Source organism: Mesorhizobium sp. CNPSo 4671 (genome assembly GCF_057784245.1).
This window is the reverse complement of the sequence record NZ_JBWLUW010000010.1, coordinates 18,288-44,181: the sequence shown is the minus strand read 5'-3', so window position 1 is coordinate 44,181 and position 25,894 is coordinate 18,288. Positions and strand designations below refer to the sequence as shown.

At 62.3% G+C, this 25,894-nt stretch carries 26 protein-coding genes; 13 read left to right on the top strand and 13 right to left on the bottom strand.

The genetic code is table 11. The annotated features are described in order from the left end of the window. Nucleotides 1-169: 169 nt before the first annotated feature. The 3 genes from AC04SF_RS25440 (at nucleotide 170) to proC (ending at nucleotide 3,342) form a co-directional block, all read left to right on the top strand. Nucleotides 170-1,168 carry a glycosyltransferase family 2 protein gene (locus tag AC04SF_RS25440; RefSeq protein ID WP_488480014.1) on the top strand — a complete coding sequence of 333 codons (999 nt, stop codon included), beginning with the start codon at nucleotides 170-172 and terminating at the stop codon, nucleotides 1,166-1,168. Then, entirely contained in the window at nucleotides 1,137-2,465 is a 1,329-nt protein-coding gene (locus AC04SF_RS25435) for an O-antigen ligase family protein (protein ID WP_488480013.1), read from the top strand. Before AC04SF_RS25440 ends, AC04SF_RS25435 begins: the two co-directional genes overlap by 32 nt. Before the next feature lie 61 nt (nucleotides 2,466-2,526). Further along, a complete protein-coding gene (gene proC, locus AC04SF_RS25430) occupies nucleotides 2,527-3,342 on the top strand; it encodes a pyrroline-5-carboxylate reductase (RefSeq protein WP_488480012.1) in 816 nt (271 codons plus the stop codon). Nucleotides 3,343-3,346: 4 nt separating this feature from the next. Here the strand turns inward: proC and AC04SF_RS25425 are convergent, their stop codons facing one another. The 3 genes from AC04SF_RS25425 to AC04SF_RS25415 form a co-directional block, all read right to left on the bottom strand. Then, complete coding sequence (locus tag AC04SF_RS25425; protein WP_488480011.1) at nucleotides 3,347-4,663, bottom strand: NAD(P)H-dependent oxidoreductase; 1,317 nt, start codon at nucleotides 4,661-4,663, stop codon at nucleotides 3,347-3,349. 84 nt (nucleotides 4,664-4,747) lie between these two features. Then, the gene (locus tag AC04SF_RS25420; protein WP_488480010.1) at nucleotides 4,748-6,142 is read right to left on the bottom strand and encodes a multicopper oxidase family protein; all 1,395 of its coding nucleotides are present in this window, start codon (nucleotides 6,140-6,142) and stop codon (nucleotides 4,748-4,750) included. Between the two features lie 98 nt (nucleotides 6,143-6,240). Beyond that, nucleotides 6,241-6,441, bottom strand: a complete 201-nt coding sequence (locus tag AC04SF_RS25415) for a hypothetical protein (protein WP_488480009.1) — start codon at nucleotides 6,439-6,441, stop codon at nucleotides 6,241-6,243. A 219-nt stretch (nucleotides 6,442-6,660) separates the two neighbouring features. Between AC04SF_RS25415 and AC04SF_RS25410 the strand changes: the two genes are divergently transcribed. After that, nucleotides 6,661-7,431, top strand: coding sequence for an SDR family NAD(P)-dependent oxidoreductase (locus AC04SF_RS25410; RefSeq protein ID WP_488480008.1), 771 nt, complete (start codon nucleotides 6,661-6,663; stop codon nucleotides 7,429-7,431). 43 nt (nucleotides 7,432-7,474) lie between these two features. Continuing rightward, complete coding sequence (locus tag AC04SF_RS25405; RefSeq protein WP_488480007.1) at nucleotides 7,475-8,008, top strand: HD domain-containing protein; 534 nt, start codon at nucleotides 7,475-7,477, stop codon at nucleotides 8,006-8,008. A gap of 13 nt (nucleotides 8,009-8,021) precedes the next feature. On the opposite strand, the gene AC04SF_RS25400 is transcribed toward AC04SF_RS25405, so the two are convergent. After that, entirely contained in the window at nucleotides 8,022-8,840 is an 819-nt protein-coding gene (locus AC04SF_RS25400; protein ID WP_488480006.1) for an alpha/beta fold hydrolase, read from the bottom strand. 190 nt (nucleotides 8,841-9,030) lie between these two features. Between AC04SF_RS25400 and AC04SF_RS25395 the strand changes: the two genes are divergently transcribed. The 5 genes from AC04SF_RS25395 to AC04SF_RS25375 are packed head-to-tail and all read left to right on the top strand — an operon-like array spanning nucleotide 9,031 to nucleotide 13,652. Further along, nucleotides 9,031-10,284, top strand: coding sequence for an ABC transporter substrate-binding protein (locus AC04SF_RS25395; protein ID WP_488480005.1), 1,254 nt, complete (start codon nucleotides 9,031-9,033; stop codon nucleotides 10,282-10,284). A gap of 3 nt (nucleotides 10,285-10,287) precedes the next feature. After that, the gene (locus AC04SF_RS25390; protein WP_488480004.1) at nucleotides 10,288-11,025 is read left to right on the top strand and encodes an ABC transporter ATP-binding protein; all 738 of its coding nucleotides are present in this window, start codon (nucleotides 10,288-10,290) and stop codon (nucleotides 11,023-11,025) included. Then, nucleotides 11,022-11,735, top strand: coding sequence for an ABC transporter ATP-binding protein (locus AC04SF_RS25385; protein WP_488480003.1), 714 nt, complete (start codon nucleotides 11,022-11,024; stop codon nucleotides 11,733-11,735). Before AC04SF_RS25390 ends, AC04SF_RS25385 begins: the two co-directional genes overlap by 4 nt. A 10-nt stretch (nucleotides 11,736-11,745) precedes the next feature. Next, nucleotides 11,746-12,621: a branched-chain amino acid ABC transporter permease gene (locus tag AC04SF_RS25380; protein ID WP_027045159.1), complete on the top strand. Its 876-nt coding sequence runs from the start codon at nucleotides 11,746-11,748 to the stop codon at nucleotides 12,619-12,621. Then, nucleotides 12,618-13,652: a branched-chain amino acid ABC transporter permease gene (locus tag AC04SF_RS25375; protein WP_488480002.1), complete on the top strand. Its 1,035-nt coding sequence runs from the start codon at nucleotides 12,618-12,620 to the stop codon at nucleotides 13,650-13,652. The genes AC04SF_RS25380 and AC04SF_RS25375 overlap by 4 nt, the downstream gene beginning before the upstream one ends. A gap of 19 nt (nucleotides 13,653-13,671) precedes the next feature. On the opposite strand, the gene AC04SF_RS25370 is transcribed toward AC04SF_RS25375, so the two are convergent. The 9 genes from AC04SF_RS25370 to AC04SF_RS25330 all read right to left on the bottom strand — a co-directional run bounded on the left by AC04SF_RS25370 (nucleotide 13,672) and on the right by AC04SF_RS25330 (nucleotide 23,641). After that, nucleotides 13,672-14,988: a M20 family metallopeptidase gene (locus AC04SF_RS25370; RefSeq protein ID WP_488480001.1), complete on the bottom strand. Its 1,317-nt coding sequence runs from the start codon at nucleotides 14,986-14,988 to the stop codon at nucleotides 13,672-13,674. Nucleotides 14,989-15,029: 41 nt separating this feature from the next. Then, nucleotides 15,030-15,932, bottom strand: a complete 903-nt coding sequence (locus tag AC04SF_RS25365) for a MurR/RpiR family transcriptional regulator (RefSeq protein WP_202351423.1) — start codon at nucleotides 15,930-15,932, stop codon at nucleotides 15,030-15,032. Nucleotides 15,933-16,113: 181 nt separating this feature from the next. After that, on the bottom strand, nucleotides 16,114-17,742 hold the full coding sequence (locus AC04SF_RS25360; RefSeq protein ID WP_488480000.1) for a peptidoglycan L,D-endopeptidase MepK: 1,629 nt from the start codon (nucleotides 17,740-17,742) through the stop codon (nucleotides 16,114-16,116). A gap of 211 nt (nucleotides 17,743-17,953) precedes the next feature. After that, nucleotides 17,954-19,096: a hypothetical protein gene (locus AC04SF_RS25355; protein WP_488479999.1), complete on the bottom strand. Its 1,143-nt coding sequence runs from the start codon at nucleotides 19,094-19,096 to the stop codon at nucleotides 17,954-17,956. A gap of 71 nt (nucleotides 19,097-19,167) precedes the next feature. Next, entirely contained in the window at nucleotides 19,168-19,707 is a 540-nt protein-coding gene (locus AC04SF_RS25350) for a prepilin peptidase (RefSeq protein ID WP_488479998.1), read from the bottom strand. A gap of 1 nt (nucleotide 19,708) precedes the next feature. Next, on the bottom strand, nucleotides 19,709-20,269 hold the full coding sequence (locus AC04SF_RS25345; RefSeq protein WP_488479997.1) for a tetratricopeptide repeat protein: 561 nt from the start codon (nucleotides 20,267-20,269) through the stop codon (nucleotides 19,709-19,711). A 53-nt stretch (nucleotides 20,270-20,322) separates the two neighbouring features. Further along, nucleotides 20,323-21,273 (bottom strand): type II secretion system F family protein, encoded by a 951-nt coding sequence (locus AC04SF_RS25340; protein ID WP_488479996.1) that lies wholly within the window; start codon nucleotides 21,271-21,273, stop codon nucleotides 20,323-20,325. A 17-nt stretch (nucleotides 21,274-21,290) separates the two neighbouring features. Then, the gene (locus AC04SF_RS25335) at nucleotides 21,291-22,262 is read right to left on the bottom strand and encodes a type II secretion system F family protein (protein WP_488479995.1); all 972 of its coding nucleotides are present in this window, start codon (nucleotides 22,260-22,262) and stop codon (nucleotides 21,291-21,293) included. After that, nucleotides 22,262-23,641, bottom strand: coding sequence for a TadA family conjugal transfer-associated ATPase (locus AC04SF_RS25330; RefSeq protein ID WP_488479994.1), 1,380 nt, complete (start codon nucleotides 23,639-23,641; stop codon nucleotides 22,262-22,264). Before AC04SF_RS25330 ends, AC04SF_RS25335 begins: the two co-directional genes overlap by 1 nt. A gap of 552 nt (nucleotides 23,642-24,193) precedes the next feature. On the opposite strand from AC04SF_RS25330, the gene AC04SF_RS25325 reads away from it, so the two are divergent. From AC04SF_RS25325 to cpaB, 3 genes are all read left to right on the top strand, one after another. Next, nucleotides 24,194-24,409 carry a Flp family type IVb pilin gene (locus tag AC04SF_RS25325; RefSeq protein WP_488479993.1) on the top strand — a complete coding sequence of 72 codons (216 nt, stop codon included), beginning with the start codon at nucleotides 24,194-24,196 and terminating at the stop codon, nucleotides 24,407-24,409. Nucleotides 24,410-24,518: 109 nt separating this feature from the next. Further along, nucleotides 24,519-24,731, top strand: coding sequence for a Flp family type IVb pilin (locus AC04SF_RS25320; RefSeq protein WP_488479992.1), 213 nt, complete (start codon nucleotides 24,519-24,521; stop codon nucleotides 24,729-24,731). A 99-nt stretch (nucleotides 24,732-24,830) separates the two neighbouring features. Continuing rightward, a complete protein-coding gene (cpaB, locus tag AC04SF_RS25315; protein ID WP_488479991.1) occupies nucleotides 24,831-25,871 on the top strand; it encodes a Flp pilus assembly protein CpaB in 1,041 nt (346 codons plus the stop codon). Nucleotides 25,872-25,894 lie beyond the last annotated feature (23 nt).

Here is a 25,894-nt window from a genome sequence, read left to right as displayed (position 1 = left end):
CACCTATCCTGTGGTGTAGCCGGTAGCAAAGCGCGGTGAACCCTTGATTAAGCGAGCACAGTCAGCGCCCGAAAGCCCCTGCCTGGCGGGCCTCTCCGCGCAAGGTGATTAACGAAACCTTATCATCGTGGTGCTACCAGAACGCGACTCACCATGTGGCTGGACACGGATGATCCCTTTGCCATCGGATGGTTCGGTATCGATCGCTGGACGCTCTCCCCGGCTTAACGTGGAGGCTGTCGAAGCGATCGTCACCTTGCCGACCTTCAAGCGGCCCGAACAGGTGCTGGAAACGCTGGCGTCGCTGCGTGCGCAGCGGACCGGCAGGCGCTTTGCCGTCATCGTCATGGAGAACGAAGCCCAGGCGCAGGAAGGCGCCAAGGCGGTGCTGCCGATGTTCGAGCGCGGCGAGATGCCCGGCATGGTCATCATCGCGCATGAGCGCGGCAATTGCAGCGCCTACAATGCCGGCTGGCAAACGGCGATCCTGCACTTTCCGAACTTCAGGCATCTGCTGGTCATCGACGATGACGAGATCGCCGATCCGCACTGGCTGGAACGCATGTGCACGGCTGCCGAGACGCTCGGCGCCGATATCGTCGGCGGCCCGCAGGTGCCTGTCTTCGCAGACGCTGCCCATGTGAGATGGGCCGAGCATCCGGTGTTCGCGCCACCCTACCGGGAAACCGGGCGCGTGCCCGCGCTCTATTCGTCCGGCAATCTTCTGGTCGGGCGCGACGTGCTGGTCGCCATGGGGCCGCCCTTCCTCGACCTGAAATTCAATTTCATGGGCGGCGGCGATTCCGACTTTCTCAGCCGGTCGGCGCAAAGGGGCTTTGTGCTCGGCTGGTGCGCGGAGGCCAAGGTTCGCGAGACCGTCCCGGCGCGGCGTGTCGAGGCCGACTGGATCCGGGCCCGCAGCCTGCGCAACGGCGTCATCTCGACACTGGTCGAAAAGAAGAAGCGTGCGGGCACGCCGCTGGCCGGCGCCAGAGTGTTCGCGAAGAGCCTGGCGCTGCTTGCCGCCGCGCCTTTTCGCAGCCTGATGCGGCTGGCGCGGACCGGATCCCCGGCGATCGCCGTCTATCCCGTCCATGTGGCCTTGGGCCGCGTGCTGGCCGAATTTGGATATGCCAATGAGCAGTATCGCCTGCCCGAGAAAAACTGAGCGCGCCCCGCTCAGCGTCGCGTTCACGCGCGACGGCGTGGCGACCGCGATCGCCGCACTGCTGTTCACCGTCATCATGGTGTCCTTCCGTCCGTTCCAGCCGGCCGGCGCCGAACTCACCGGCGACGGCGGCGATATCGTCAACCAGCTTGGCTTCAGCTCGCTCGGCGCCGTTTCGATCTTCTCGCTGATGGCCTTCGCCGATCCGCGCATCGTGCGCTCGCTGCTCAGCCCGTCCTGGGTGCTGATGCTGGGCTTCTTCTTCCTGTCGGTGGTGCTGGCGACCGATCCGCCCTCGGCGATGCGCGCCGCGTCCTTCACCATGATCGGTATCCTGACGATGGCGACGATCCTGGCGCTGCCGCGCGATGCCGAGTCCTTCTCGAAAGTCATCATCTTCACCGCCGTGGTGGTGATGGGACTTTCCTATGTCGGCCTCATCGTCTTTCCGCACGAGGCGATGCACACGGCCGATTCCCAGGAACCCGAGCATGCGGGCCTGTGGCGCGGCGTGTTCACCCACAAGAACATCGCCGGCCCAATCATGGCCTGCCTCAGCTTCGCCGGCCTCTATCTCTACCGGCGCGGGCAACGCTGGTGGGGCGCGGGGATCTTTTGCGCGGCGATGATCTTCATGCTGCACACCGGGTCCAAGACCACTGCCGGCCTGGTGCCGTTCTCGATCCTGATCGTGGTGCTGCCGAGCCTGATGGGCATGCGCCTCGTCACACCGATCCTGTTTGCGCTGGCGATCATCGCCACGGCGGTCGGCACGCTGGGCATCGTCTTCCTGCCGCCGGTGAAACATCTGGCGGCGATCTATTTCCCCGACATGACCTATACCGGCCGCACGACGCTGTGGGAGTTCGCCGGCTCGATGCTGGCGAAGAAGCCGTGGACCGGCTACGGCTATGAAAGCTTCTGGGGCACGCCGCTGCTGCTCAACCAGGACCAGCCCTTCGACCGGCCCTGGGACATCAGGACCATCGTCCACGGCCATGACGGCTATCTCGACATCGCCGTGCTGATGGGCATTCCGGCCCTTTGCGTGGCAGTCTACACCTTCCTCATCGCGCCGCTGCGCGACTACATGCGCATCCCGCTGCGCAGAGAAAACATCTTTCTCGGCGACTTCTTCATGATGGTGGTGCTGTTCACCGCGCTCAACGCTTTCCTCGAAAGCTTCTTCTTCCATCGCGGCGACCCGGTCTGGCTGTTCTTCGTGCTCGGCGTGCTTGGCCTGAGGCAAGTGTCGCTGCGGCCGATCGCGGTGCGCAGCCCTTCACGCCCGGCCTGACAGGGGCTTCCCCACCGAACCGCGAGCGTCTATGTCAGGGCCATCTTTCGGAGGGCTTTCAATGACGATCAGGCTTGTTCTCGCCGGCTGCGGCAATATGGGTTACGCCATGCTCTCGGGCTGGCTGAAATCCGGCAAGCTGGCACCGTCGGCGGTTTTCGTGGTCGAGCCCAATGCCGATCTGCGCCAGCGCGCTGCAACGCTTGGCTGCGGCACGGCCGCGGAAGCCAGTGAGATTCCCGCCGATGCGGTGCCCGACCTCATCGTCATCGCGGTGAAGCCGCAGGTGATCCGCGACGTCACCGCCGCCTACAAGCGTTTCGGCGACGGGCGCACCACATTTGTCAGCGTCGCCGCCGGAACGCCCGTAGCGACCTTCGAGCAGATTCTTGGCAACAGCGCGCCGATCGTGCGCTGCATGCCCAACACGCCCGCTGCCATCGGCAAGGGCATGATGGTGGTGTTTTCCAACCCGCTGGTTTCCGACGATACAAAGCGTTTCGTCGCCGACCTGCTGTCGGCCAGCGGTGAAGTGGCCACGATCGACGACGAAGGCCTGATGGATGCGGTGACCGCCGTGTCGGGATCGGGGCCGGCCTATATCTTCCACTTCATCGAAGCGCTGACCGTGGCCGCCGAGAAAGCGGGCTTGCCGGCGGCGACCGCCAGGCTGCTCGCCATGCAGACCGTCTATGGCGCTGCCTCGCTCGCTGCCGAGAGCCACGAGGACCCGGGCGTGCTGCGCCAGCAGGTGACCAGCCCCAACGGCACGACGGCGGCAGCCCTTGGCGTGCTGATGGGCGAGGACCGGCTGACAAAGCTTCTGACTGAAGCGGTAGAAGCGGCGCGGCTGCGATCGATCGAGCTGGGGAAGTAAGACCTCAGTTCGCCCCGTACAGCATCTCATCCTGCAGCCTGCGCAAGGCGAACAGCCTGGTCGTCTGGTCGGGCGCGGCGTTGTCGGCGGTCAGCAAATCGCCTTTCCTCACTGGCCTCAGCACCTTGCCGCCCTCGAGCAGGCCGACCGGCAAGGCGCGCTGGGCACGGGCTTCGCCGACGGTCATGGTCCAGGAGCGGTAGCAGGTCTCGCCGATCGCATCGAAGGTCTCGCCAGCCGCCAGATCGCGCTTGGCGACCGCGCAGACCTCAGCGACCGGCCGTGGCAGCGGCACCATGTCGGGCTTGCCGAACAGCACGATTCGGGCAGCGGTCAGCGGCACTTCCAGCGACGTCAGATGATAGGGCCGGAACAGGCTGTAATAGGGGCCGTGGCCGATATGCAGATCGTCCATGCGCTCGATGATGCGCGGATGTGTCGCCTCGACGATGACGAAGACGCCGGGCGCCACGCCCTTGCCGATGGTGTAGTCGACAACGCCCTTTTTCAACAGCAGCCCGCCATCCTCGCGCGGGATCAGCACCTTGACGAGGTCGTCGCGGTCGGCCTTCGGGCCGTGCATACCGGGCACGTCGGGCACCAGGCCCGTGGCGTTGGCGATGGCGCACATCTCGACCATCGTCTTGGAGCCATCGACGAACTCGACCAGCATGCGCGGGTTCATGTTGCGGCGGATCGCTTCCTCGCGATAGTCGTCGGGCATGGCGTCGTGGTTGAGCGGGTTGTTCTTGCCCTTGCCGGCTGAGACGATGGTCAGGCCGAGCGCGGAGGCGAACTCGATCAGCTCCATGCAACTCGACGGTTCGTCACCGGCGCCGACCGAATAGACAACGCCGAGCCGCTCGGCCTGCTGCTTCAGATAGCAGCCGATGGTGACGTCGGCCTCGACATTCATCATCACCAGATGCTTGCCATGCTCCATCGCCATCAAGTCGAAATCGGCGGCGACGCCCGGTTTTCCGGTGGCGTCGATGACGACGTCGATCAGCGGATTGGTGACCAGCATCTCGTTGGAAGTGATGGCGATTTTTCCGGCCTCTATGGCCGCGGTGACTTTCGACGCGGTGTCGGCTTCGACCGCCATCGCTTCATCGCCATAGGCAATACGAATGGCGTCACGTGCGGTGTGCGGACGTCGGGTAGAAACGGCGCAAACCGAAATGCCAGGCATCAGCATGCCTTGCGTGACGAGGTCAGTGCCCATTTCGCCCGAACCGATGACGCCGATGCGCACCGGTCGGCCTTCGGCGGCACGGCTGGCAAGATCGCGGGCAAGGCCTGTCAAGGCGACATTGGTCATGCAGGGATGTCCATGGTTCCTGATTTGGAGGCGGCATAGCAGGGAACCACCCGCTTTTGCCACCGAAACCGCTTAAACGTGGCTTCAGACCACCCTGACGTAGCTCGTCATGCCCGATTTCTGGTGCTCGATGATGTGGCAGTGCAGCAGCCAGTCGCCGGGATTGTCGGCGACGAAGCCGAGCTGAACCTTCTCGTTGGGCTGGATGAGATAGGTGTCTGAAATCAGCGGCTCAACCTGCCGCGTCGAGGACGACAGAACCTTGAAGCTCATGCCGTGCAAATGCATCGGATGCGATTGCGGCGTCAAGTTCTCCATGTCGATGACATAGCTCTTGCCGAGCTTCAATTCGGCCAGCGGCGCGGTCGGATCGGATGTATCGCCTGGCCACGGCACCTTGTTGATGGCCCAGAAACTGTAGCCTAGCGAACCGCAGATGCCGTCGCTCGGGACGTTTTCCGCCGTTGCGCTGAGCGCCAGCGAAATATGTTGGGCGGCGGTGAGGTCGACCTCCGCCACCGGATTGACCTCCAGCGATGCAACATCGCGGATGTCGCGCTTCAGAGAACTGCCGGTCGCACGCAAGGTCGCCAGGATTTTGGGCTTGGTGCCCCTGACGTCGCGCAGGCTCACCACCGTTCCCTCCTGGTCAGGCATGCGGATGGCGAGTTCCATGCGTTGTCCCGGCCCGAGCAGCAACGCATCGGGTGAAAAACGCTCAGGCACCGGATTGCCATCGAGCGCCATCACGGTCGCCTCGGCGCCGTCGACGCGAAAGGCATAGATGCGGGTGACGTCGGTGATCGCCACCCGCAACCGCACCAGTCCGCCGGCCGGTGCGTCATATTGCGGCTGGTCGAGCCAGTTGGCGGTGCGCACCGTGCCGTAGGTGCCGGTTCTCGCGGCATCGCGCGGGCGGAACTGGTCGATGAACTGACCGTCGTCGCCAAGGCGCCAGTCACGCAGATTGAGGACGAATTCGGCGTCGAATTTCGGATCGTTCGGATTCTCGACCACGATCACGCCGGTCAGGCCGTGGCCCATCTGCTCCAGCGTGTTGCAATGCGGGTGATACCAGAAGGTGCCGGCGTCGGGCGGCGTGAAGGCGTAGTCGAAATGGTCGCCGGTGTAGACGTAAGGCTGGACCAGGAAAGGCACGCCATCCATCTTGTTCGGCACGCGAATGCCGTGCCAGTGGATGGTCGTCGGATCGTCGATGGCGTTGATCAGGCGCGCGGCGAACGGCTCGCCCTTCTTCATCCTCAGCACCGGCGGCATCCCGGCATTGCCATAGGTCAGCACATTGTTGGTCGGGCCGACATCCATCAGCTTCGCCTGGATTTTCGCCGTCTGCAGCACCACCGGTTCGGGGCTGGCAGCAGCCCAGCTGCCAAGCCTGCCGATGGCCGAGAGCCCGAGCCCGCTTGCGCCGGCGATCGCTGCCGTTTTCAAGAGCCTGCGGCGTGTCAATCCGGTCATTCAGCGCTCCAGCTGCAAAGACGAGTGCCAAGGATTTATCGTCGCCTTGGATCACAGGCGAGCCGCCAGCGCAAATGCCGATATTGGCACATCGCGTCTCAGTTCAAATCAGCCAGCAAGGCTTGCGCCTCGGCAAGGTTCTTCTCGGAACCGGCGGTGAGATCGTCCATCTTGCGGTCCCTGAAGATGACGAGCGCCTCCTGGCAAGCGGCGATCGCTTCCTCAGCCAGCGCCTTGTCCTTGCGGGCAGCACCCAGGTCGGTCAGCACGTCGCAGAGGCTGTCCTCGGTAAGCTGCATCGCCCACCCCCCGGAACCCGCAACGCGCGATCTTACCTTGCGAGATGGCATCATGACGGCCGGCGCGTGGCAAGTCCCGGGACGAACGGTGTTCTTGTCGTGAGGCACCGATGCCAGCTGGCTTTCACGCCGTGAGCAGGTAGTCTTCAACCAAAGCGGCCGTTCCAATGCGCGGACTGTCCACAGGCTCGGCCCGAAAAGCTCTCAGGGGAGGTTGCTATGACGGACTTCACACCAAAATTCGATCTGGCCGGCAAGGTGGTGCTGGCCACCGGCGCCTCGCGCGGTATTGGCCGCGCTTGCGCGCTCGCCTGCGCCGGCTCCGGCGCCGACGTGATCGTCGGCGTGCGCAACAAGGCCGACGGCGCGGAGCTTGTCGCCGAGATCGAACGCATGGGCCGGCGGGCGCTTGCCGTGCAGATGGATGCGACCGATCTCGCCACGGTGCGCAAGGGTGTCGCCGACGGGCATGCCGCCTTCGGCCGCATCGACGTGCTGGTCAACAATGTCGGGCTCGGCCCGGAAAACCTGGCGGAGAACGTCACCGAGGAGGATTTCGACCTCACCGTGAACGTCAACCTCAAGGGCACGTTCTTCACCACGCAGGCGGTCGGAAAGCTGATGATCGCGCAGAAAGGTGGGCGCATCATCAACATCAGTTCGCAGGCCGGCACGGTCACGCTGAAGGGCGAGGCGATCTACTGCATGACCAAGGCGGCGATCAACCATCTGACGCGCTGCCTGGCGGCCGAGTGGGCGCAGCACAGGATCGCCGTCAACAGCGTGGCGCCGACCTTCATCTGGACAGATGGCACACGCCCCTCGCTCGCCGAACCGGATTTCCATGCGCATGTGCTCGGCCACATCCCGCTCGGCCGCATCGGCGACCCGATCGATGTGGCGGGAACCGTGGTGTTCCTCGCCTCGCCGGCAGCGTCGCTGATTACTGGAACGAATATACTGGTCGATGGTGGCTGGTCGGTGGCGTAAGCCCTGCCGCCAATTTTGGAAAGATATTTTCGGGAGGGGAGTCTTGCCTAGCGATTTGGAGCGCCGTGCCCGCGAGTTTGCCACTCGGGCGCACGAGTCGATCGACCAGCGGCGAAAATACACCAACGAACCCTATATCGTGCACCCCACCGCGGTCGCCGAAATCGTGCGTGGCGTGCCGCATACGGTTGAAATGATCGCCGCGGCCTATCTGCACGATGTGGTGGAAGACACGCCCGTCACGATTGCCGAGATTGAAGAAGGGTTCGGCCGCGCGGTCGCCGAACTCGTCGGGTGGCTGACCGATGTGTCCGTGCCTTCCGACGGCAACCGTGCTGCGCGCAAGGCCAGGGATCTGGAACATACCGCAGCCGCGTCGGCGCAAGCCAAGACGATCAAGCTCGCCGATCTCATCGACAACACGCGCACCATCGAACGGCTCGATCCCGGCTTCTGGCGCGTCTACCGCGTCGAAAAGATCCGGCTGCTCGACGTTCTGAGAGAGGGCGATGCGACGCTGTGGAGGCATGCCGCCGAGCAGTGCTCCATGCCGTCGGAGAGCCCGGCAAGATCGTGACGGCAGGCTGCGTCTAGTTCTTATCCACGCTTGCCAGGAACCGCGCGAAGATCGGATCGAAGCGGTCGGGTGAATCCCAGAACGGCGCATGGCCCGATCTGTCGAGCAGATGCGCCTTGCCTTCCCACAAGTTGGAAAACTTCACCGCCGAGACGAAGTCGGTGTTGACGAAGGGTTCGTCGATGCCGTTCAGCACGGCGATCGGCGGCGTCTTGCCGGCGACGATCTCGCGCTGGTTGCGGCCGGTGCCGGCCGAAAACTTCTCGAACATCAGGCGCCGCGCCCGCCCATCGGTGCGCGCGACCATGTCGATGAGGAACGGTTCGAACGGCTCGCCGCAGGTGCTGCGCGCATAGGCATCGACATCGGCGGCAGTGAAAGTTTCCTGTCCGGCAAGGTGCATGTGCGGACTCGGTTTGAAGCCGTTGGAGACCTCCTCGGGCGCCACTGGCGGGGTGCCCGTTATCATCAGGCCGAGCAGGCCTGGAAAGCGGTCGATCATCTCCAGCCCGATGTGGCCGCCGAGCGACCAGCCGAAGACGATTGCCCTGTCGATACCGAGCAGGCCTAGCACTTCGGTCATCGCATCGGCATAGCCCTCCATGCTGTAGGAACGGTCCGCATCGATCGCATCGCCTGATGCCCCGTGCCCCGGCAGATCGGCAGCGATGAGGTGGTAGCGCTCGCCCAGCGGGCTCTCGAACTGGTTGCGGAAAACAGCACTTGAGGACGAATTGCCGTGGATCAGCAGCACGGCGGTACCTTTGCCGCCGGTCTCGCGGATGGCGATCTTGCCGTGGCTGGTTTCAAGGGTCTTCTGCGCGATCGTCATGGTTCGCTCCGTCTGGAATTGCCTTGTTTCAGTGCAGTTGCGCAGCAAAGCGCCACGGCTTCCATACCTTTGCGGGAATCGTCTTCCCGATCAGGCTGCGTTGAAAAATCCTTTTCAAATAAGAACAATTATGCGTAGATTGTCAATTATCCAACTCCCGATGAACGGGAGGAAAACAGGGAACAGCACGATGAAATCCAAATCCGCCGCCACCAGACTCCGCCATATGCTGATGAGCACCGCGCTGATCGGCGCGTTTGCCGTATCCGCCGTTCCCGCCTTCGCCGATGTCGTCAAGATCGGCCTGCTGGCGCCGATCACCGGGCCTGCCGCGGCCGACGGCCAGGAATTCCAGCGCGGCGTGCAGATGGCGATCGACGAGGCGAACGCCGCCGGCGGCGTTGCCGGCAACACGTTCGAACTGGTGGTCGGTGACGTCAAGGATCAGTCCGCCGGCAACGTCACCAGCGCGGTCGAGCGCCTGCTTGGCGATCCCGGCGTGCAGTTCATGCTCACCGGCTACGCCAGCCTGACGAATTTCGAGATCGACAACATGGCCGAGGCGGAGATGCCCTACATGCTGGCGGCCACCTCGCAGCAGACCAGGGACATCATCGCGCCGCACCCGGACAAATACATGTGCTGCTGGTCGCTGACGCCGTCCTTCGACGCCTACAACACCGACGTCACCCTGTTCGTCGAGAAGCTCGCGGCCGACGGCAAGATCACCTTGCCGACCAAGAAGGTCGCCATCATCTCCTCCGACAACGCCTATTCGAAAACCATCTCGGAAGGCATGAAGAAGACCTTCAAGGAGAAGGGATGGACCATCAGCGTCGATGAGATCGTCCCCTTCGGCGAAGTGACCGACTGGCGCTCGATCCTGGCCAAGGTGCGCGAGAATGTGCCTGATGTCGTCATCAACACCGACTATCTGCCGGGTAATTCGGCATCCTTCCTGAACCAGTTCCTCGAACAGCCGACCAAGAGCTTGGTCTTCCTGCAATATGCGCCGAGCGTGCCGGAATTCGTTGAACTGACCGGCAAGAAATCGAACGGCGTCATCTACAATCTTCTGGGCGGGGCGCTCACGACGCCGAAGAACCCGCGCGCCGACGAGGTGGCGGCCAAGTTCAAGGCCAAGTACGGCGTCGAGAGCGGCACCTATGGCGTCGGCCTCTACGAAATGACGAATGTCTATTTCGATGCGGTCAAGAAGGTCGGCGGCGCATCCGACCACGCAGCGATCATGAAAGCACTGTCGGAAACCGACAAGCAAGTGGCGGAGGGCCGGCTGAAGTTCGATCCCGCGACGCACCTTGCCACACAAGGCGACGACTATATCCCGATCACCTTCTTCCAGATCTGGGACGGCCAGCGCACGCTGATCTCGCCGGAGAAATACGCCACCGGCGCCTTCAAGCTCCAGCCTTGGATGCAGTGAGGAATGGCCCTGCTTGAACTGGACGACGTGTCGAAGGCCTTCGGTTCGCTGAAGGCCGTCGACGGCGTGTCGTTCAAGGTCGAGGCCGGCGAGATCTTTGGCATCGCCGGCCCGAACGGCAGCGGCAAGAGCACGCTGTTCAACATCATCACCGGCATCCCGTTCGGGCCCGACCGGGGCCGCATCCGCTTCGACGGAACCGCGATCAACGGCAAGTCAGGGCATGCCATCGCGCGCCTCGGCCTTGCCCGCACCTTTCAGCGCGAGACCAGCTTCGACGGGCTGACCGTGTTCGAGAACGCCTTGATCGGCGCCAGCTATGGCAAGCAGGAGAAAGCGGCAGCGACGGCCCGCGAAGCCGCCGCCGAGGCGCTTGAATTCGTCGGGCTGGGATCCGCGTCGTTCGGGCGGCTGGCCGGCGAGTTGTCCGTCTTCGAGCGCAAATGCCTGATGCTGGCCACCGCGATCGCCATGCAGCCGCGCATGCTGCTGCTCGACGAACCGGCGTCGAGCCTGACCAAGCCCGAAATCGAGACGTCGATCGGGCTGATCCGCCGCACCGCCGAACGCGGCATCACGATCCTTCTGATCGAGCATGTGCTGACCTTCCTGATGAGCCTGTCGCAGCATCTTCTGGTGCTCAACAATGGCCGCGTGCTTGCCGCCGGCAAACCGGCCGATGTGATCGCCGACCAGCGCGTCATCGAGGCCTATCTCGGAACCAGAAGGGTGGTGGCGTGAATCCCATCCTCACCGTCGAAGGCGTCACCGCCGGCTATGGCCGCGTTACCGTACTGAACGACATTTCGCTGGAAGCCGGCCGCTTCGGCAATGTCGGCCTGTTCGGACCCAACGGCCATGGCAAGACGACGCTGCTGCGGGCAATCTCCGGGCTGCTGCAGCCGAAGAGCGGCCGCATCCTTTTCGATGGGCAGGACATCGCCGGCCGCAGCGCCCGCGCCATTGTCGGCACCGGGCTGATCCATGTGCCGCAGGGCAACCGGCTGTTTCCCGATCTCTCCATCGCCGACTGCATGGCGCTGGGCGCCTATTCGCCGCGTGCCCGCCCGCATGAGGCGGAAAACCGCGAGAAGGTGGTGAAGCTATTCCCGAAACTGGCGGAACGTTGGCGCCAGCGCGTGCGCACGCTGTCAGGCGGCGAGCGCCAGATGGTGTCGATCGGCACGGCGCTGATGAGCCATCCGCGCCTGCTGATCCTCGACGAGCCGACACTGGGGCTGGCGCCGAAGATCAAGGACGAGCTCTGCGCCTCGGTCATGGACATTTCGCGCGGCGGCGTGCCCCTCATCGTCGTCGAACAGGATATCGAATTCCTGCTCGAGCTGACGCAGCAACTCTACCTCGTCAATCACGGCGCGGTGGCGACCGAGATCAAGCCGGGCGAAAGCCTCGACCACGGCGAGATCATGTCAATGTATTTTGGCCATTAGGAATCAGGACATGAGCGCATTGGCGGAAATCCTGTTCGGCGGCCTGTTCCAGGGCTCGCTCTACGCTATGATGGCGGTCGGACTGGCCCTGGTCTGGACGACGATCGGCGTGTTCAACTTCAGCCATGGCGTGTTCATGATGCTGGGCGCCTACATCGCCTGGCAACTGGTTGAACTCGGCCTGCCGGCAGCGGTCGCCTTTCCAATCGCTGTCGTCGTCATGGCCGGCGTCGGCTGGATCCTGCAGGCGAGCGTCGTGCGGCCGCTGATCGGCCGGCCCAACATCGTGCTGGTCGTCGTCATCACCACGCTTGCCGCCGGATCGCTGATCGAGAACGGTGCCCTGACCATCTGGGGGCCGCGTTCGAAGCAGATCCCGGCGCTGATCGACGGCAACGCCACCATAGGCGGCGTCGGCGTCTCGCTGCACCAGATCGCCATCATCGTCATCACACCGCTGATCCTGGCGGCGCTGTGGATGTTCCTCAACCGCACCCGGCTCGGGCTGGCGCTGCGCGCCGTGGCGCAGAACGAGGATGCCAGCCATCTGGTCGGCCTCAACGTCACCGCGCTCTATGGGCTGGCCTTTGCCATCGCCGCCTCGCTGGCGGGGCTCGCCGGCATCTTCATGGGCGGCTATCGCTTCATGTCGCCTGTCATGGGCAGCGACCCGCTGCTCAAGGCGCTGATCGTCGTCGTCTTCGGCGGCATATCGAGCATATCTGGACCGATCTTCGCCGCCTATCTGATCGGCTTCTTCGAGGCCGCCTGCAGCTATTATTTCGGCCTCTACTGGACGCCGGCGCTGCTGTTCGGCGTGCTGATCCTGACCCTGATGGTGCGCCCCGAGGGCATTTTCGCCAGCCGCTCACGAGGCCTCGCATGACCGACACGACCTCGACGATGGCACCAATCCGTATAGCGGCGGCAATTCCGATCGCGCCCGGCCGCACGCCGTGGAAGCATGAGGCCGTCGGCTTCGTGCTCGGCTTCGCCTTGCTGGCGCTGCTGCCGTTGGTCTTCGGCGATACCTATGCCCGCCACATCCTGATCATGGCCTTCATCTATGCCATCGTCGCCTCGAACTGGGACCTCAGCCTAGGCTATGGCGGCGTCTTCAATTTCGGCCATCTGGCGCTGTTCGGCATCGGCGTCTATGCCTACAGCCTGCTGACCAAGCTCGCCGAGCTCGACCCCTGGGTCGCGCTGTTTGCCAGCGGCGCCATCGCCACGCTGGCGGCGATCCTGGTGACCATCCCGATCCTGCGGCTGAAAGGCATCTACATCATCTTGGTGACATTCGGCTTCGCGCAGCTGGTGATGCAGGTAATCCTCAGCCAGTCCGACATCACCGGCGGCACGCAAGGCATCGTGCGCATCCCCGGCCTCTACTGGTTCGACCACAACATGGTCCGCGACGCCAAGTTCGCCTATTTCTACATCGCGCTGGCGCTGCTGGTGGCAAGCACCTTGTTCCTGCGCGTCTTTGTGCGCTCACGCGCCGGCGCCAGCATCGTGGCGTTGCGCGACAATGAGGAATACGCCATCAGCCGCGGCGTTTCGATCGTGCGCCAGCGCATGCTGACGCTGGCGGCAAGCGCCTTCTTCACCGGCGTTGCCGGCGCCTTCTACGCCGCCTACCAGCGCAATGCTTCGATCGACGTCTTCGGCATGAGCCTCGCTACCATCATCCTGTCGATGGTGCTGCTCGGCGGCACCAGCACCATCTATGGCGCCATCGTCGCCTCTTTCGTGCTGACGATCTTCGCCGAGTGGATGGCCGATTTCGGCGCCTGGCGGCCGATGATCACGGCAGTGCTGATCATCGGCGTGATGCTGGCCTATCCCAGTGGATTGGCCGGCATGATCAAGGCCGCATGGGGCGCTGTCGCCGGCCGGATCAAACGCCCGGCCTGACTGTTTTCGAAACGCAGCCTCAGCGCACGCCGCACCAGTCGATCACCGAAGCGGCGATCACCTTGGCGGTCTCGACGACGGACTCGACCTCGACATATTCGTTGGCGCCATGAAAACCGTCGCCCGACGGGCCGAAGATGACGCCGTCGACACCCGCGCCGGCATAGTGCGCGGCATCGCAGACGGCGACGAAACCGCGTGCCTGCGGCGCCTTGCCAATCGTGGCCTTGCGTTTCATCAGCGACGTCACCAGCGGGTGGTCGACAGGGGTGTTCATCGGCGGGAAATGCAGCCCGCCGAGTTCCCACTGAATGGTCGGCGGGTTGTCGCGCAGCCAGGCGTCGGTCTGCGCGAAATGATGGACAAACGCCTCGAAGTCGCGGCGATAGTCGGCCGAATTCTCATCCGGCAGGAATTTCATGTCGAGGTCGAGCACGGCGACATCGGGGATGATGGCCGGGTTGGTCATCACCGTCGGCAGGCCGTGCTCGCCAAGACCGGTGCCGCCATGCATGACACCGATGTTGATGGTGTTCATGCCGATCGGCAGCAGCGGATGCGACTTTGCCCGCGTCCGGTCGAGTTCGTACTGGCGCACGGCGGCGATGAAGCGGGCGGCGATCTCGATCGCGTTGACGCCCGGCTTCAGCCGGTCCTTGTCGTGGCGCTGCGGATAGATCTCGTTGTAGCGTAGCGCCGAATGCGCGTTGCGGCCACGGATCGTCACCCGCGCCCATTCAAGCCCGCCCTCGACCGGCAGGACATCGCCCCAGGTCGGCTCGGCGACAAGCACCGCCTTGGCGAGCTTGCCCCTCTTCACCGCATCTATGGCGCCGAAGCCGCCGGCCTCCTCGTCGACGACAGAGTGGATCGCCAGCCGGCCTTGCAGCGTGATGCCGGCCTTTTTGATCGCACGCGCGGCGGCAACGCAAGCCGCGACGCCGCCCTTCATGTCGACCGCGCCGCGGCCATAGAGCCGGCCATTGGTGATCTCGCCGCCGAACGGATCGACCGACCAGTCCTTCATCTCGCCGACTGGTACGACATCGATATGCCCGCACAGGATCAGGCTGCGGTCTTCATTTCCGGCCCATTCGCCGACCAGATTGGGCCGGCCGGGCAAGGCATCCCACTGTTCGGTGCGGAAGCCATCCTGCTTGAGGATCGGTTCGAGCAGCGCCTGGACATCCGCCTCGCGGTTGATCGCCGGTTTGGGCTCGAATTTGGGATTGACCGAAGGGATACGGACCATGTCGCGGGTCAAGCCGATCAGCCAGTCGCGGTCGGCCTCGACCCCGGCCTGCACGGCGTCGATGATGGTCTTGATATCAGGCATGATTGTTCCTTCCTCGCATCGCCGCATCGGGCGTATCGACGCTATTTCCTTGGGGCTTTGGGTTTGGCGGTCTCGCTGTCCGGCGACAGGGCGGCATCGAGCGTGACGGCATTGGCGCTGCGGATCTTCTCAATGTCCTCGATACGCTTGCGCACGCCTGCGCCATGGCCTTCCAGCGCATGGGCAAAGACCGTCTCCATCTGGGCGACGGCGGTGGCCAGCGTGTCGAACGGCGAATTGGCATCGATCGCCGCGACCATGGTCAGGTCGGCAATCTCTGATATCGGCGACAGCCACACATCGGTGAACAACAGGATGGAGACGCCGCGTTCATGCGCCTGTTGCGCAAAGCGCACCACGTCCGACTGGTAGCGCCGGTAGTCGAAGACGACGAGAAGGTCGCGCTTGCCGAGGTCGATCAGAAGATCGAAATCGGCGGGGCTGAGCGAGCCGATGTCGCGCACGCCGGAGCGGAATTGCAGGAGATAGCCGGCAAGCATGGAGGCGATATGCCGGCTGAAACGGCCGCCCAGCAGCACGACCTGGCCCTTGGTCTCGAGCAGCAAATTGACCGCGCGCGTATAGGCCTGCAGCGGCACCGCCGTGCGCGTGCGCTCCAGGCTGTCGGAAACCGAGTGGAAATAGGCGAGCGCCGTGCCTTCGCTCGAGCCGCCCGGACGTTTGGCCTCCATCATCAGCAGCGGCGAATGCAGCCTGGACTCCACTTCGGTGAGAAGGCGCGCCTGGAAATCGGCAAAGCCGACATAGCCGAGCTTGGTCATCAGCCGTGTCACGCTGGGGTCGCTGACCCCGGCCCGGCGTGCCAGCCGGGTTGCTGTTCCCAGCCCCGACATCGGATAATCGGCAAGCAGGACCTGAACGATCTTTTCTTCCGCCGAGGTGAACGCCAAGGTGGTGTTGGCCAGTTCTTCGCGGATCGACATGGTCATCGCCTCTCGCTGACAGAAAGACGATTATCTTACAATTTCATGCACGATTGTCAAATTTGGAAAATATTTTACAGAGCCGTGTGAACGACCTCGGCATGGATTGCGCAATGGCGTGACGGCACAGGCCATCCACATCGCGCGACACTATAGCGGATCGAACGGGAGCGTTCGCCCCCTATTTGAAGCTGGCGATGGGCAGGAATTTCACCGCGGAGCCGGTGAAGCGGCGGTGATCTGACGTCTGTCCGCGTGGCTGGAATCCGTCGAGATAGACCTGCTCCGGCGCCGTGCGGATGAAATTGGCGGCAATGACCGGCGCCGCGGTCGACCCGGTTCCGCCGGCGATGCCGCGACCTGCCTGAAGCGGACGGCCGGTTGACGCCACGGGCACAACCACGGCGGTGGCTTCGGGATCGAGACGTGGCTGGACACGATCGGCCTTGGGGCTGGTCCTGACACGATCTTCGGGTTTCGATGCGGGGACTGCAACCCGCTTACCGGCCAGTCCGAGGCCGTCATCAGGATGATGCATGGTCAGCAAGGCAGCGATGGCATCGGCAGATTTGGCCGCTTCCGGCTGACGCGACGGGCTCGTCTGGCTCTGAGGCCGCCACGTCGGCAAGGGGATGTTCAGCGCCACCATGTCGAGCGCGACGCTCGCGGCAGCGGTGTCTGTCTTGCCCATTTCGGCATTGGCTACCGCCGGCTTGGTCGCGGAGAGTTCGGCTTGCGCCGTGGACGCGCTGGCGATCGCGAACGGTGCGGCTTGCGGGGTCGGGGTGCTGGCCGCGGGGGCGGCGCGCGGGGCGAAGGCCGGCAACGGCACCGCGCTGGGCGCCATCGCCATGACGATCGCTTCAGGCGTCTTCACCTTTTGCTCAACTGGCGGTTCTTCAGCTGCACCGGCGGAAGCCATCTGGATGTCCGCGCGCCGGGTTGCCTCCGGCGGCACGATGGCGATGCCCTGCCCTGGCGCCTTGGTCTCAACCGACTTGGCCGGTTTGCGCGGCGCCGGGGCCGCTTCCGCGACATCATCCGCCTCGTCCGCGCCGCGGCCCAAAAGTGTTGCCAGCAGACCCCGCGACTTGCGCTGGCCGCTGTCGGCGCTTGCCAGCTCGATGTTGGGCGTGCCGGCTGCCTTGGCAAGCGCCTGGTCATAACCGGGCAGCGGCAGGCCATCGCTCGGCACATGCAGCGTGTTGCCGTTCGGGAAGACCCTGGCCAGTTCCTGGCGGCTGATGCCCGGCCAGTGCCGCACATTGCCGACGTCCATGTGAATGAAAGGCGAACCGGAGGTCGGATAATAGCCGACGCCGCCGCCCTGCATCCTGAGGCCGATGTCGCGCAGCTTCTTCAGCGGCACGTCAGGCAGGAAGAAATCCATGGCACGGCCAACCATGTGCTGGCTTTCCCGCGCCACGCCCTTCGAGCGGCTGCGCAGCATGGCGTTCGTCGCCGGCGAGCGATAGGCGCTGACCACATGGATATAGGACGTCGAGCCGCTGGCGCGATAAGCCTGCCAGACGAGGTCGAGCAGGCGCGGATCCATCCTGGTCGGCTCGTTGCGGCGCCAGTCGCGCAGCATGAAATTGATCTTTTTCAGTCCCGCCTGATCGTAGCGCCCGTTGCGCTTGAAAACGATCTCGGCCTTCTCGCCCGTGTGCAGGTGCTGGATCTTCAAGGCGCGCGTCTCGGCGGACGCGCTGGTGACGCACAGGCAAAAGAGCGCGACGACAATGGCCGGCAGCCATGTCCAACGCTGTGAGGCGCCAGGCGCGTTCTGTTCGCTTTCGATCACATTCATGCCTTGCACATTGTTTCTGTTTCGGGCGATTTGACGTCTTCGCCGGCTGCGGAGCCTTCTTTTCGAGCCTCGACCGGACAAGCAGGCTTGACCAGGCAGACGGGCATCTGTCGCACAAACTCGTCCTGTCGATGAACAGCATCTTGGTTAACGAATCGTGTTCGGGCGGGAAATGGGCCTTCCCGGCCTGAAATGCGTTCAACCGATCGCTTCAGCGGAACAGATATTTCGAAACTTCCGGATTGCCGCGCCGCCACATCACATTGTCCAGGAAGTAGTGGTGCACGTTGATGAATATCCAGGCGATGAAGAGGAAAAGCGATGAGCCGAGCACCGCCTGATTGTAGGGAACCAGGGCGGTCAACGCCATCGGCACCAGCCAGAAACCCAGCGCGCCGAGAAGTGCGCCGAAAATGATGAACGCCAGCACGCGCAGCCTGTATACCGGTCCAAGGGTGGACAGGACCTTCGGTTCCAGCTTCTCGACGGCATCGGTTCGGTCGCGCTCGACATTGGTCTGGTAGCGCCACACCACGGCCAGGTACTGCAAGGAATGGAGCGCCGGCACCACGAGCAGCCAGAGCGGATTCAGCGTCACGAACAGGATCCAGGCATAGAGAGAGACGACATAGGCGACGACACCGTTGTAGGGCAGCGCCCCACCATGCTTGCGCCAGCGATTGATGAACATCACGGCGGTGGCCGCCGAGGAGGCGGCGGCGATCGACATGGCGATGGTGATGAGCCATGGCGGGACCGCGAAGGTGTAATAGTCCAAACCCCAGAACTGCCTTTGGGTGATCACCACATTGGTCTGAAGCCAGGCGAACAGCCACACGGCATAGCCGTTGAACAGCAACACCTTCTTGTCCTGATCGCTGAAGAATTTGCGCTTCAGCACGGCATCCACCATCAGCATGCCGTAGCCTTGCTTGACGTAGTGCCAGCCCACGAAAAAGCCCATCGCGTTGCCCGCATAGCCGAGCAGCCGGGTGTTGCCCGTCAGCGAGCCATAGGCAAAGAAGGCAATCATCGCGAGCGGGACGACAACACCCGCGAAAATATAACGGATTTGAAGGTTCCGGCCATATCCGTCGCCGCGCACCTTGCGCGCGAAATTGCGGTAGAAGATCTGGTATGAATGACCGAAATGCGGATGGTTTATCAAATTGGTGAGCAGGAGCATTATCGCCGCCACGAGACCTTCATACTTGAGAGGCAGAAAATACAGGGCCGGCAGGATCACGCAGGCGCCTCCGCCAAGCATGAAAAAATCGATGAACGGACCGAAGAGATATTTTTGCGGCGCGGCCGCGACAGAGGCCGGGGTATCTGCCGAAAGGTGAAGTGCCATGGTGCCTTCTCCTGTGGATCGTTCATTTAGCCATCGATGCGCGGCGAATTCAGCAAAGCGGACTGCCAGGTTCAGTTAAGCTGATCCAGGATTCCAGAACTGCTCGCCAGCACCACACTTTCGTAAAGCTGCAGGGCTATGGTGCAGATCGCGGCCAGCGAGATCGGCACCCCAAACGGCACAACGCCCTTGCGGTCCATGTGCTGGACATAGAGCCGGAACGCACCTTCAGGCAGCATGAATGGCGCTTTCACCACCAACACGGTGACGACGGCAAAGACCAGCAACAGCATGGAAAACAGGAAGAGGCCGCTGCCGCCGATCAGAAAAGGCACGACCGCCATCAGCTTGACATCGCCGGCGCCAACCTTGCGCAGCGCCCAGAACGGGAAGAGTGCGACAAACAACAGAAGACCGGCCATGGCGCTCAGCCCCATGTCCCACCACGATCCGGACCGGAGCAACAGCAGCAACAGCGATCCCGCCCCAAGGCAGAGCAGCAGCAGCACATCACGATTGGCTATCTTCTGGGTGGTGAAGTCGAACCACGCAATCCACCCGAGGAGGGGGATGGCGAGCGCCTTGAGCAACAGCGCTTCGACAAGCAACATGCTAGCGCTCGATGTTCTGCACGCTGGATGACAGCAGCTTCAGATTGTTGGCGACGGTCGGATCGTTGGGCGCCAGTTCATAGGCTTTGAGGAAGTTGCTGCGTGCATCCTGCAGCTTGCCGCGCAGCAGGTAGGAGTAGCCGACATTGTTGTAATATTCGGGCGACGCGCCAACCAGCTTGAACGCGCGGGCGTAGGCCCGGTCGGCAAGGTCGAAGCGGCGGATGCGGTCGCATGAGGCGGCCAGCCCCATCCAGGCGCCGCCGTCATTGGGTGCCAGTTGCGTCGCCTTGAAGAACAGCGCGCCGGCATTGCCGTAATTTTCCGCGCGGAACTGGTTCTTGGCTTCGGCCACGGCCTGGTCCGAGGCGTAATATTCGACGTCGCTGACGGTCTTCAACCCGTCGAAGGCGTCGCCAAAGGACGTGACATCACCTTTCGACGGTTCATTGGTGCGCACGACACCGCCGGTTGTGTCCGCGCCGTTTGTCTGACAGCCGGCAAGCGCTATCATCAGCAGGCTGGCTGCGGCGGCGACTAAGAGGCGCGTTGGCCCTGTCATCTTGTCTCCCAAGAGTCCCCCGACTCCATGTTAGAATCAAAGCATATAACCATTTAGAAGAAAATGCCCCTCATTCGAATGATCACCGGCAACATGATGACCATCAGCACGACCGGGAATATGCACAGCCCGAGCGGGATCATCATTTTAACCGGCAAAGAGTTGGCGCGTTCCTCGGCGTGAAGAATTCGCTGGCTGCGCATCTCGGCGCTGTAAACGCGCAGGGCGTCCGTCAGGCTGGTGCCGAGTTCTTCCGACTGGCGGAACAGAACAGCCAATGCCCGCGCCTCATCAAGGCCGATGCGATCGGCCAATTCGCGCAGGGCTTCGCGCAACGGCTTGCCGGCGCGCAGTTGCAGATTCATGATCGAGAGTTGGATCCCGAGCCATTTGTGCGTGGCCGCCAATTCCTGGCTCACGCGTTCGACTGCCGCCTCCAGGCTCATGCCGGCGTCGGCGCAGGTGATCATCATATCCATGAAATCGGGAAAGGAACGACGGTAGATCTGCTTTTGTCCATTCTCGAAACGATCAAGCATGACGCTTGGAATGACAATGCAGGCCAGCCCGAACAAGGCTGAGCCGGCAAGAGTGATGAAGCCAGGCAGCTCTGGCGGCAGCGCCCATGACAGCAGCGCATACATGCCCAGAAAACCTATACAGACGGCGGCGAGCCGGGAGAGCGTGTAAATCAGCGAGGCGCTTGACTGATAAAAACCGGCGCGAAAGAGTTTTGCTTCCAGGGCATTCGGCTCGTTGCGTTCTTTCTCGATCGACTTGAAGTAGGCATCGACGGGTTTTTGCGCGGCAATCTTGGCGAGTTGGTCCTGACCAAGTATCGACCTGCGGTCGACAATGCCTTCGCCCATCAGGCTCTGAGACACAAGCTTCCTTGTCTGCAGCGCAGGCAGGAACACCAGAGCGCCGAACAGGAAAAGCGACGCCGCCGCCACGAACACCGCGACCGAAACCAAAAAGCCGAGGTTCTGGATGTTCGACAACAAGTTTAGCTTCCCTCCCGTCAAAAATCGAAAGTGACCATTCGATACATGATGAAATCGCCGAACAGTGCCCAAACCCCGAAAATCAGGAATACCGGTAAAATCACCGGATCACCCCAGACTGTCCCATAGTAAGACGGCGCTATGAGCTGCAGAATCAAGAACATCACGACCGGAAACAGCGAGATGATCCAGGCCGAAACACGGCCCTCCGCGGAAAGCGCTTTGATCTTCATACGAAGCTTCTGTCGTTCGCGCAGCACGGATGAGAGATTGGCAAGGATTTCGGTCAAATTGCCGCCGGTCCTGGCTTGAATGGAGAGGGACACCGAAAGCAGATGAAGGCCCTCGAAGCCAACGCGCTGAGACAGTTTCCGCACGGCTTGCTCCATGCTGAGGCCAAAGGTGATCTCGTCGGAAACGATGCCGAATTCGGTGCCGAGCGGGTCTGGCATTTCACGAGCGACGAGACCAATTGCTATCGAAGCCGGATGTCCGGCGCGCAACGAACGGACAATCATGTCGAGCGCATCTGGAAGTTGCTTGGCAAATTTCAGAATTCTCTTGTTGCGGGCTCGTCTGAGAATGAGGAGCGGCAGCACAAACCCGATCAGGAGAAACACAATGAAAATTACCGGCGTGGACAAGCCGAGAACAAACGAGAGCAACAAGGCCAGCGCCAACCCGGCGAGGAGGAACGACGCGACGAAGGTCAATGGGTTTCCGGTAATGCCGGACTGGGTATACAGCCTGTTCAGCCAGACAAATCCGAAGATGAAGTCCCCCGTCTCGGTAAGACCGCGTTCACGCAACAAACCCCGTAAAGTCTGTTCCGCCGGAACCTCGTCGGCCAGGCGCCTGAGCCGGTGATTGACCAGGATGCGTCGAGAACGGCGATTGGCGAAGGAAAGATAAAAGGCCTCTCCCGCAAGGATCAGCGACGCCACTGCCAGCATGTAGATGAAATAAAGCTGTGCCTGCCCTGTCAGCATCAGAGGGCCACCTGCGGATTGAACGCATCCTTGGCGAAATGAAGTCCGAGCGTCACGGCTTCGGGAGCGAAGCGCGGGCGAACGCCGGTAGCGCGAAAATCTCCGACAATCATTCCATCGCTCGTCACCTCGCGCCGGACGAAATGATAGATTTCCTGCATCTGGACAATATTGCCTTCCATACCGGTGATTTCCGATATCGAGACCACACGCCTGCCGCCGTCAGAGAGGCGCTGCGTCTGCACGATGATGTCGATGGCCGAGGCAATCTGTGCCCTGATCGATTCGTGTGTCATCGGCATGCCCGCCATGCCGACCATCTGCTCCAGACGCGATATCGCGTCGCGCGGCGTGTTGGCATGGATGGTGGTCATTGAGCCTTCGTGGCCGGTGTTCATGGCTTGCAGCATGTCGAACGCCTCCTCGCCCCGAACCTCGCCGACGATGATACGATCGGGCCGCATGCGCAGCGCGTTCTTGACCAGTTCGCGCTGGCGAACCTCGCCCTTGCCCTCGACATTGGGCGGGCGCGTTTCGAGCCGCCCGACATGCGGCTGTTGCAGTTGAAGCTCGGCCGCGTCCTCGATGGTGATCAGGCGCTCCCTCGAAGGGATGTAGCTCGACAGCGCATTGAGCAAGGTGGTCTTGCCGCTGCCGGTGCCGCCGGAAACCAGGATCGACTTGCGCGCCTGCACGGCGATCCGCAACAACTCGACCATTGGCGGACGGATCGAATTGAGTACCATCAGACGTTCGAGCGAATAGGGATTCTTGGAGAATTTGCGGATCGACACAAGCGGACCGTCCACAGAGATCGGCCGCACGGCGATGTTGACGCGCGATCCGTCCTCCAATCGCGCATCGACCATCGGCGACGATTCATCGACGCGCCTGCCAATCGCCGAGACGATCTTGTTGATGACGCGCAGCAGATGCGCTTCATCCCGGAAACGGATCGCCGTCTCTTCAACCAGGCCACGCCGTTCGATAAAGACGCGCTTGTGGGTGTTGATCAGGATATCGGTGATGGAGTCGTCCTTGAGCAGCGGCTCTATCGGTCCCAGGCCGAGCATCTCGTCGGCCGTGTCGCTGGTCAATTGATCGAGTTCGCGAGCATTCAGCGGGACGCTTAAGCTGCGAACGAACTCGCGCACGATCGGTCGGATCTCATCGAGGATTTCGCCCTTCGATGCGTTCTCAAGGGCTGTGAGATTGAAACGGTCGATGAGATGACGGTGCAGCTCGACCTTGAGCGTCAGGAAATCGTCGCCATGCGATTCGACGACAGCAACCGGCGGCAGTTCCGGGGCGACGGCGACCGCCGACTCCCCCCTCGGCTCGATCCGAGATTCGCCCCCCTTTATGAATCGCCCAAGCATGATCCCTTATACTCCCGCCCCTACTCCCGCCCAGCGCACATTAGCGGAAACTAAACATTAACCAAGCGACGCACAAGCGCGAGGCGCACCACCTGAGGCCAATACTTTCAACATAGTTAAGGAGCGACGCTAAAAAAAATCGTTTTTATTTCTCCTCTCTGCGCCATCAAACATGAGTGACTTACTAAGCTTTGCGGCCGGGAGTGCCCTTGCGTCCTGCGCCCTGAGAATGCACCCCATAATTGGCTATAACCCCTTAGATATAAAGGAATATGCTATACCTCTAAAGTAGCCATCCCTTAATTAGGTAAGCGACATAATTGTGAACGAATGGTTAAGAGCGCTTGAAAAATTAGCCGAATCAAGCTCTTGCTAGAATTTAGGCCCTCTCTGAACTCGAAAGTTCATGTATTGGAAAGTTAAGGAACCGTTAATCCCGTTTGACTCAGCATTTTCCCGGGACCTAGGATCGAGATGACGGGGGATGCTTGGGTATGGGGTACATCCTTGGCTCTGTCTCGTCGGGTTCAACCTCCAAAGGGAGAAATTGACATGAAGAAGCTCATGACGATGACCCGGCAGTTCCGCGACGACGAAAACGGCGCTGCCATGGTCGAATATTCCATCCTTATCGGAATCATCGCGGCAGCATCCATTCTCGCAATCATCGCGATCGGCGGCTGGGTCACGCATCGGTTTACCGGCCTCTGCTCCGCACTCAACAGCTCTGGCGTCGGCACCTGCGTGCCTGGAACTCCGAGCACCTGATCGCTGGATCTTGTTCAGGCCTGGATCCTTCCGGTCCGGGCCTGAACCCTCTGGATGGCTTGAGGGTGCGTACAAACGCACCAACACCTCGATTAAGGGAGAAATTGGCATGAAAATCATGGCGATGGCCCGGCGGTTCCGCGATGACGAAAACGGCGCTGCCATGGTCGAATACTCAATTCTTATCGGCATCATTGCCGCTGCATCGATTCTCGCAATCATTGCGATCGGCGGTTGGGTCACGGCTCGGTTTGGCGGCCTTTGCACCGCACTAAACGCCTCGGGCGTCGGCACCTGCGTGCCCGGAACTCCCAGCACCTGATCGCTGGGCAATGTCAGGCCCGGATCCTTCCGGTCCGGGCCTGAAATTCAGTAACGGCTGTGGCCGAATTTCCGCATCTTGGGCTTGGAGCTAGGGGTGATGCGCGCAAATACAGTTATCATGATCGTCCTCGCCGGCGTGTTCGGTGTCCTGGCCGTGGTTCTGGTCAATATCTGGCTGGCCGGCCAACGCAGCGCCATGGCGGAGGCGAACGGGATCCAACGTGACACGGTCGTGGTAGCGGCGGTGCCGCTGAAATTCGGCGATGCGCTTTCAGCCGACAAGCTGCGCGAAATCGCATGGCCGGCGGGCGCGGTTCCAACCGGCGCCTTCAAGACGACGAAAGAGGCACTGGCTGGCGAAGGCGCAAGACAGGCCCTCCAGACAATCGGCGTCAACGAACCCGTTCTCGCCACCAAGATCACCGGCCCTGGCCAGCGCGCCACGCTTTCGGCGGTGCTTGGCGAAGGCATGAAGGCCGTTTCCATCAGGGTCAATGACGTGCTTGGCGTCGCAGGCTTCGTTTTCCCGGGCGATCGGGTCGATGTGCTGCTGACGCGCACGGTGCGCGACGACAGCGGCGCGGACAAGAGTTATGTCGATGTGCTATTGCAGAGCATGAAGGTGCTCGCCGTCGACCAGGTCGCCGATGAAACCAAGGACAGTCCAACGGTGGTGAAGGCAGTAACGCTCGAAGCCAGCACCAAGGATGCTCAGAAGCTGACCCTGGCGGCAGGCGCCGGCCAGCTGTCGCTGGCGCTTCGCCAGGCCGCGGCCAGCAAGGGCGAGACGACCGAACGCGTGACGCTTTCAGACCTCACCGGCGAAACACCGGCCGACATCGCCGCCAAGCAGGCCGAACTCGACAAGAAGGCAGCGGCTGATGCCGCGGCCGCAGCCGAGCGCAAACGTGCCGACGACAAGATCGCCGGGCTGACCCAAGCCGTGGAGAGAGTGGGAAACCGCCTCGACGAATTGGGCAAGGTGAAGCCGGCTCCGGTCGTGGTGGCGGCACCCGCACCGCAGCAGATAGTCAAGGAAGTGGTCAAATATGTTCAGCCGGAGCCGCCCGCAATGGCGACGATCGGGGTGTTTCGGGGCATGAAACTCGAGTCCTACGAAGTGCCGCGACAAAAATAAGTGCGGCGAGTTGAGGCTCAATC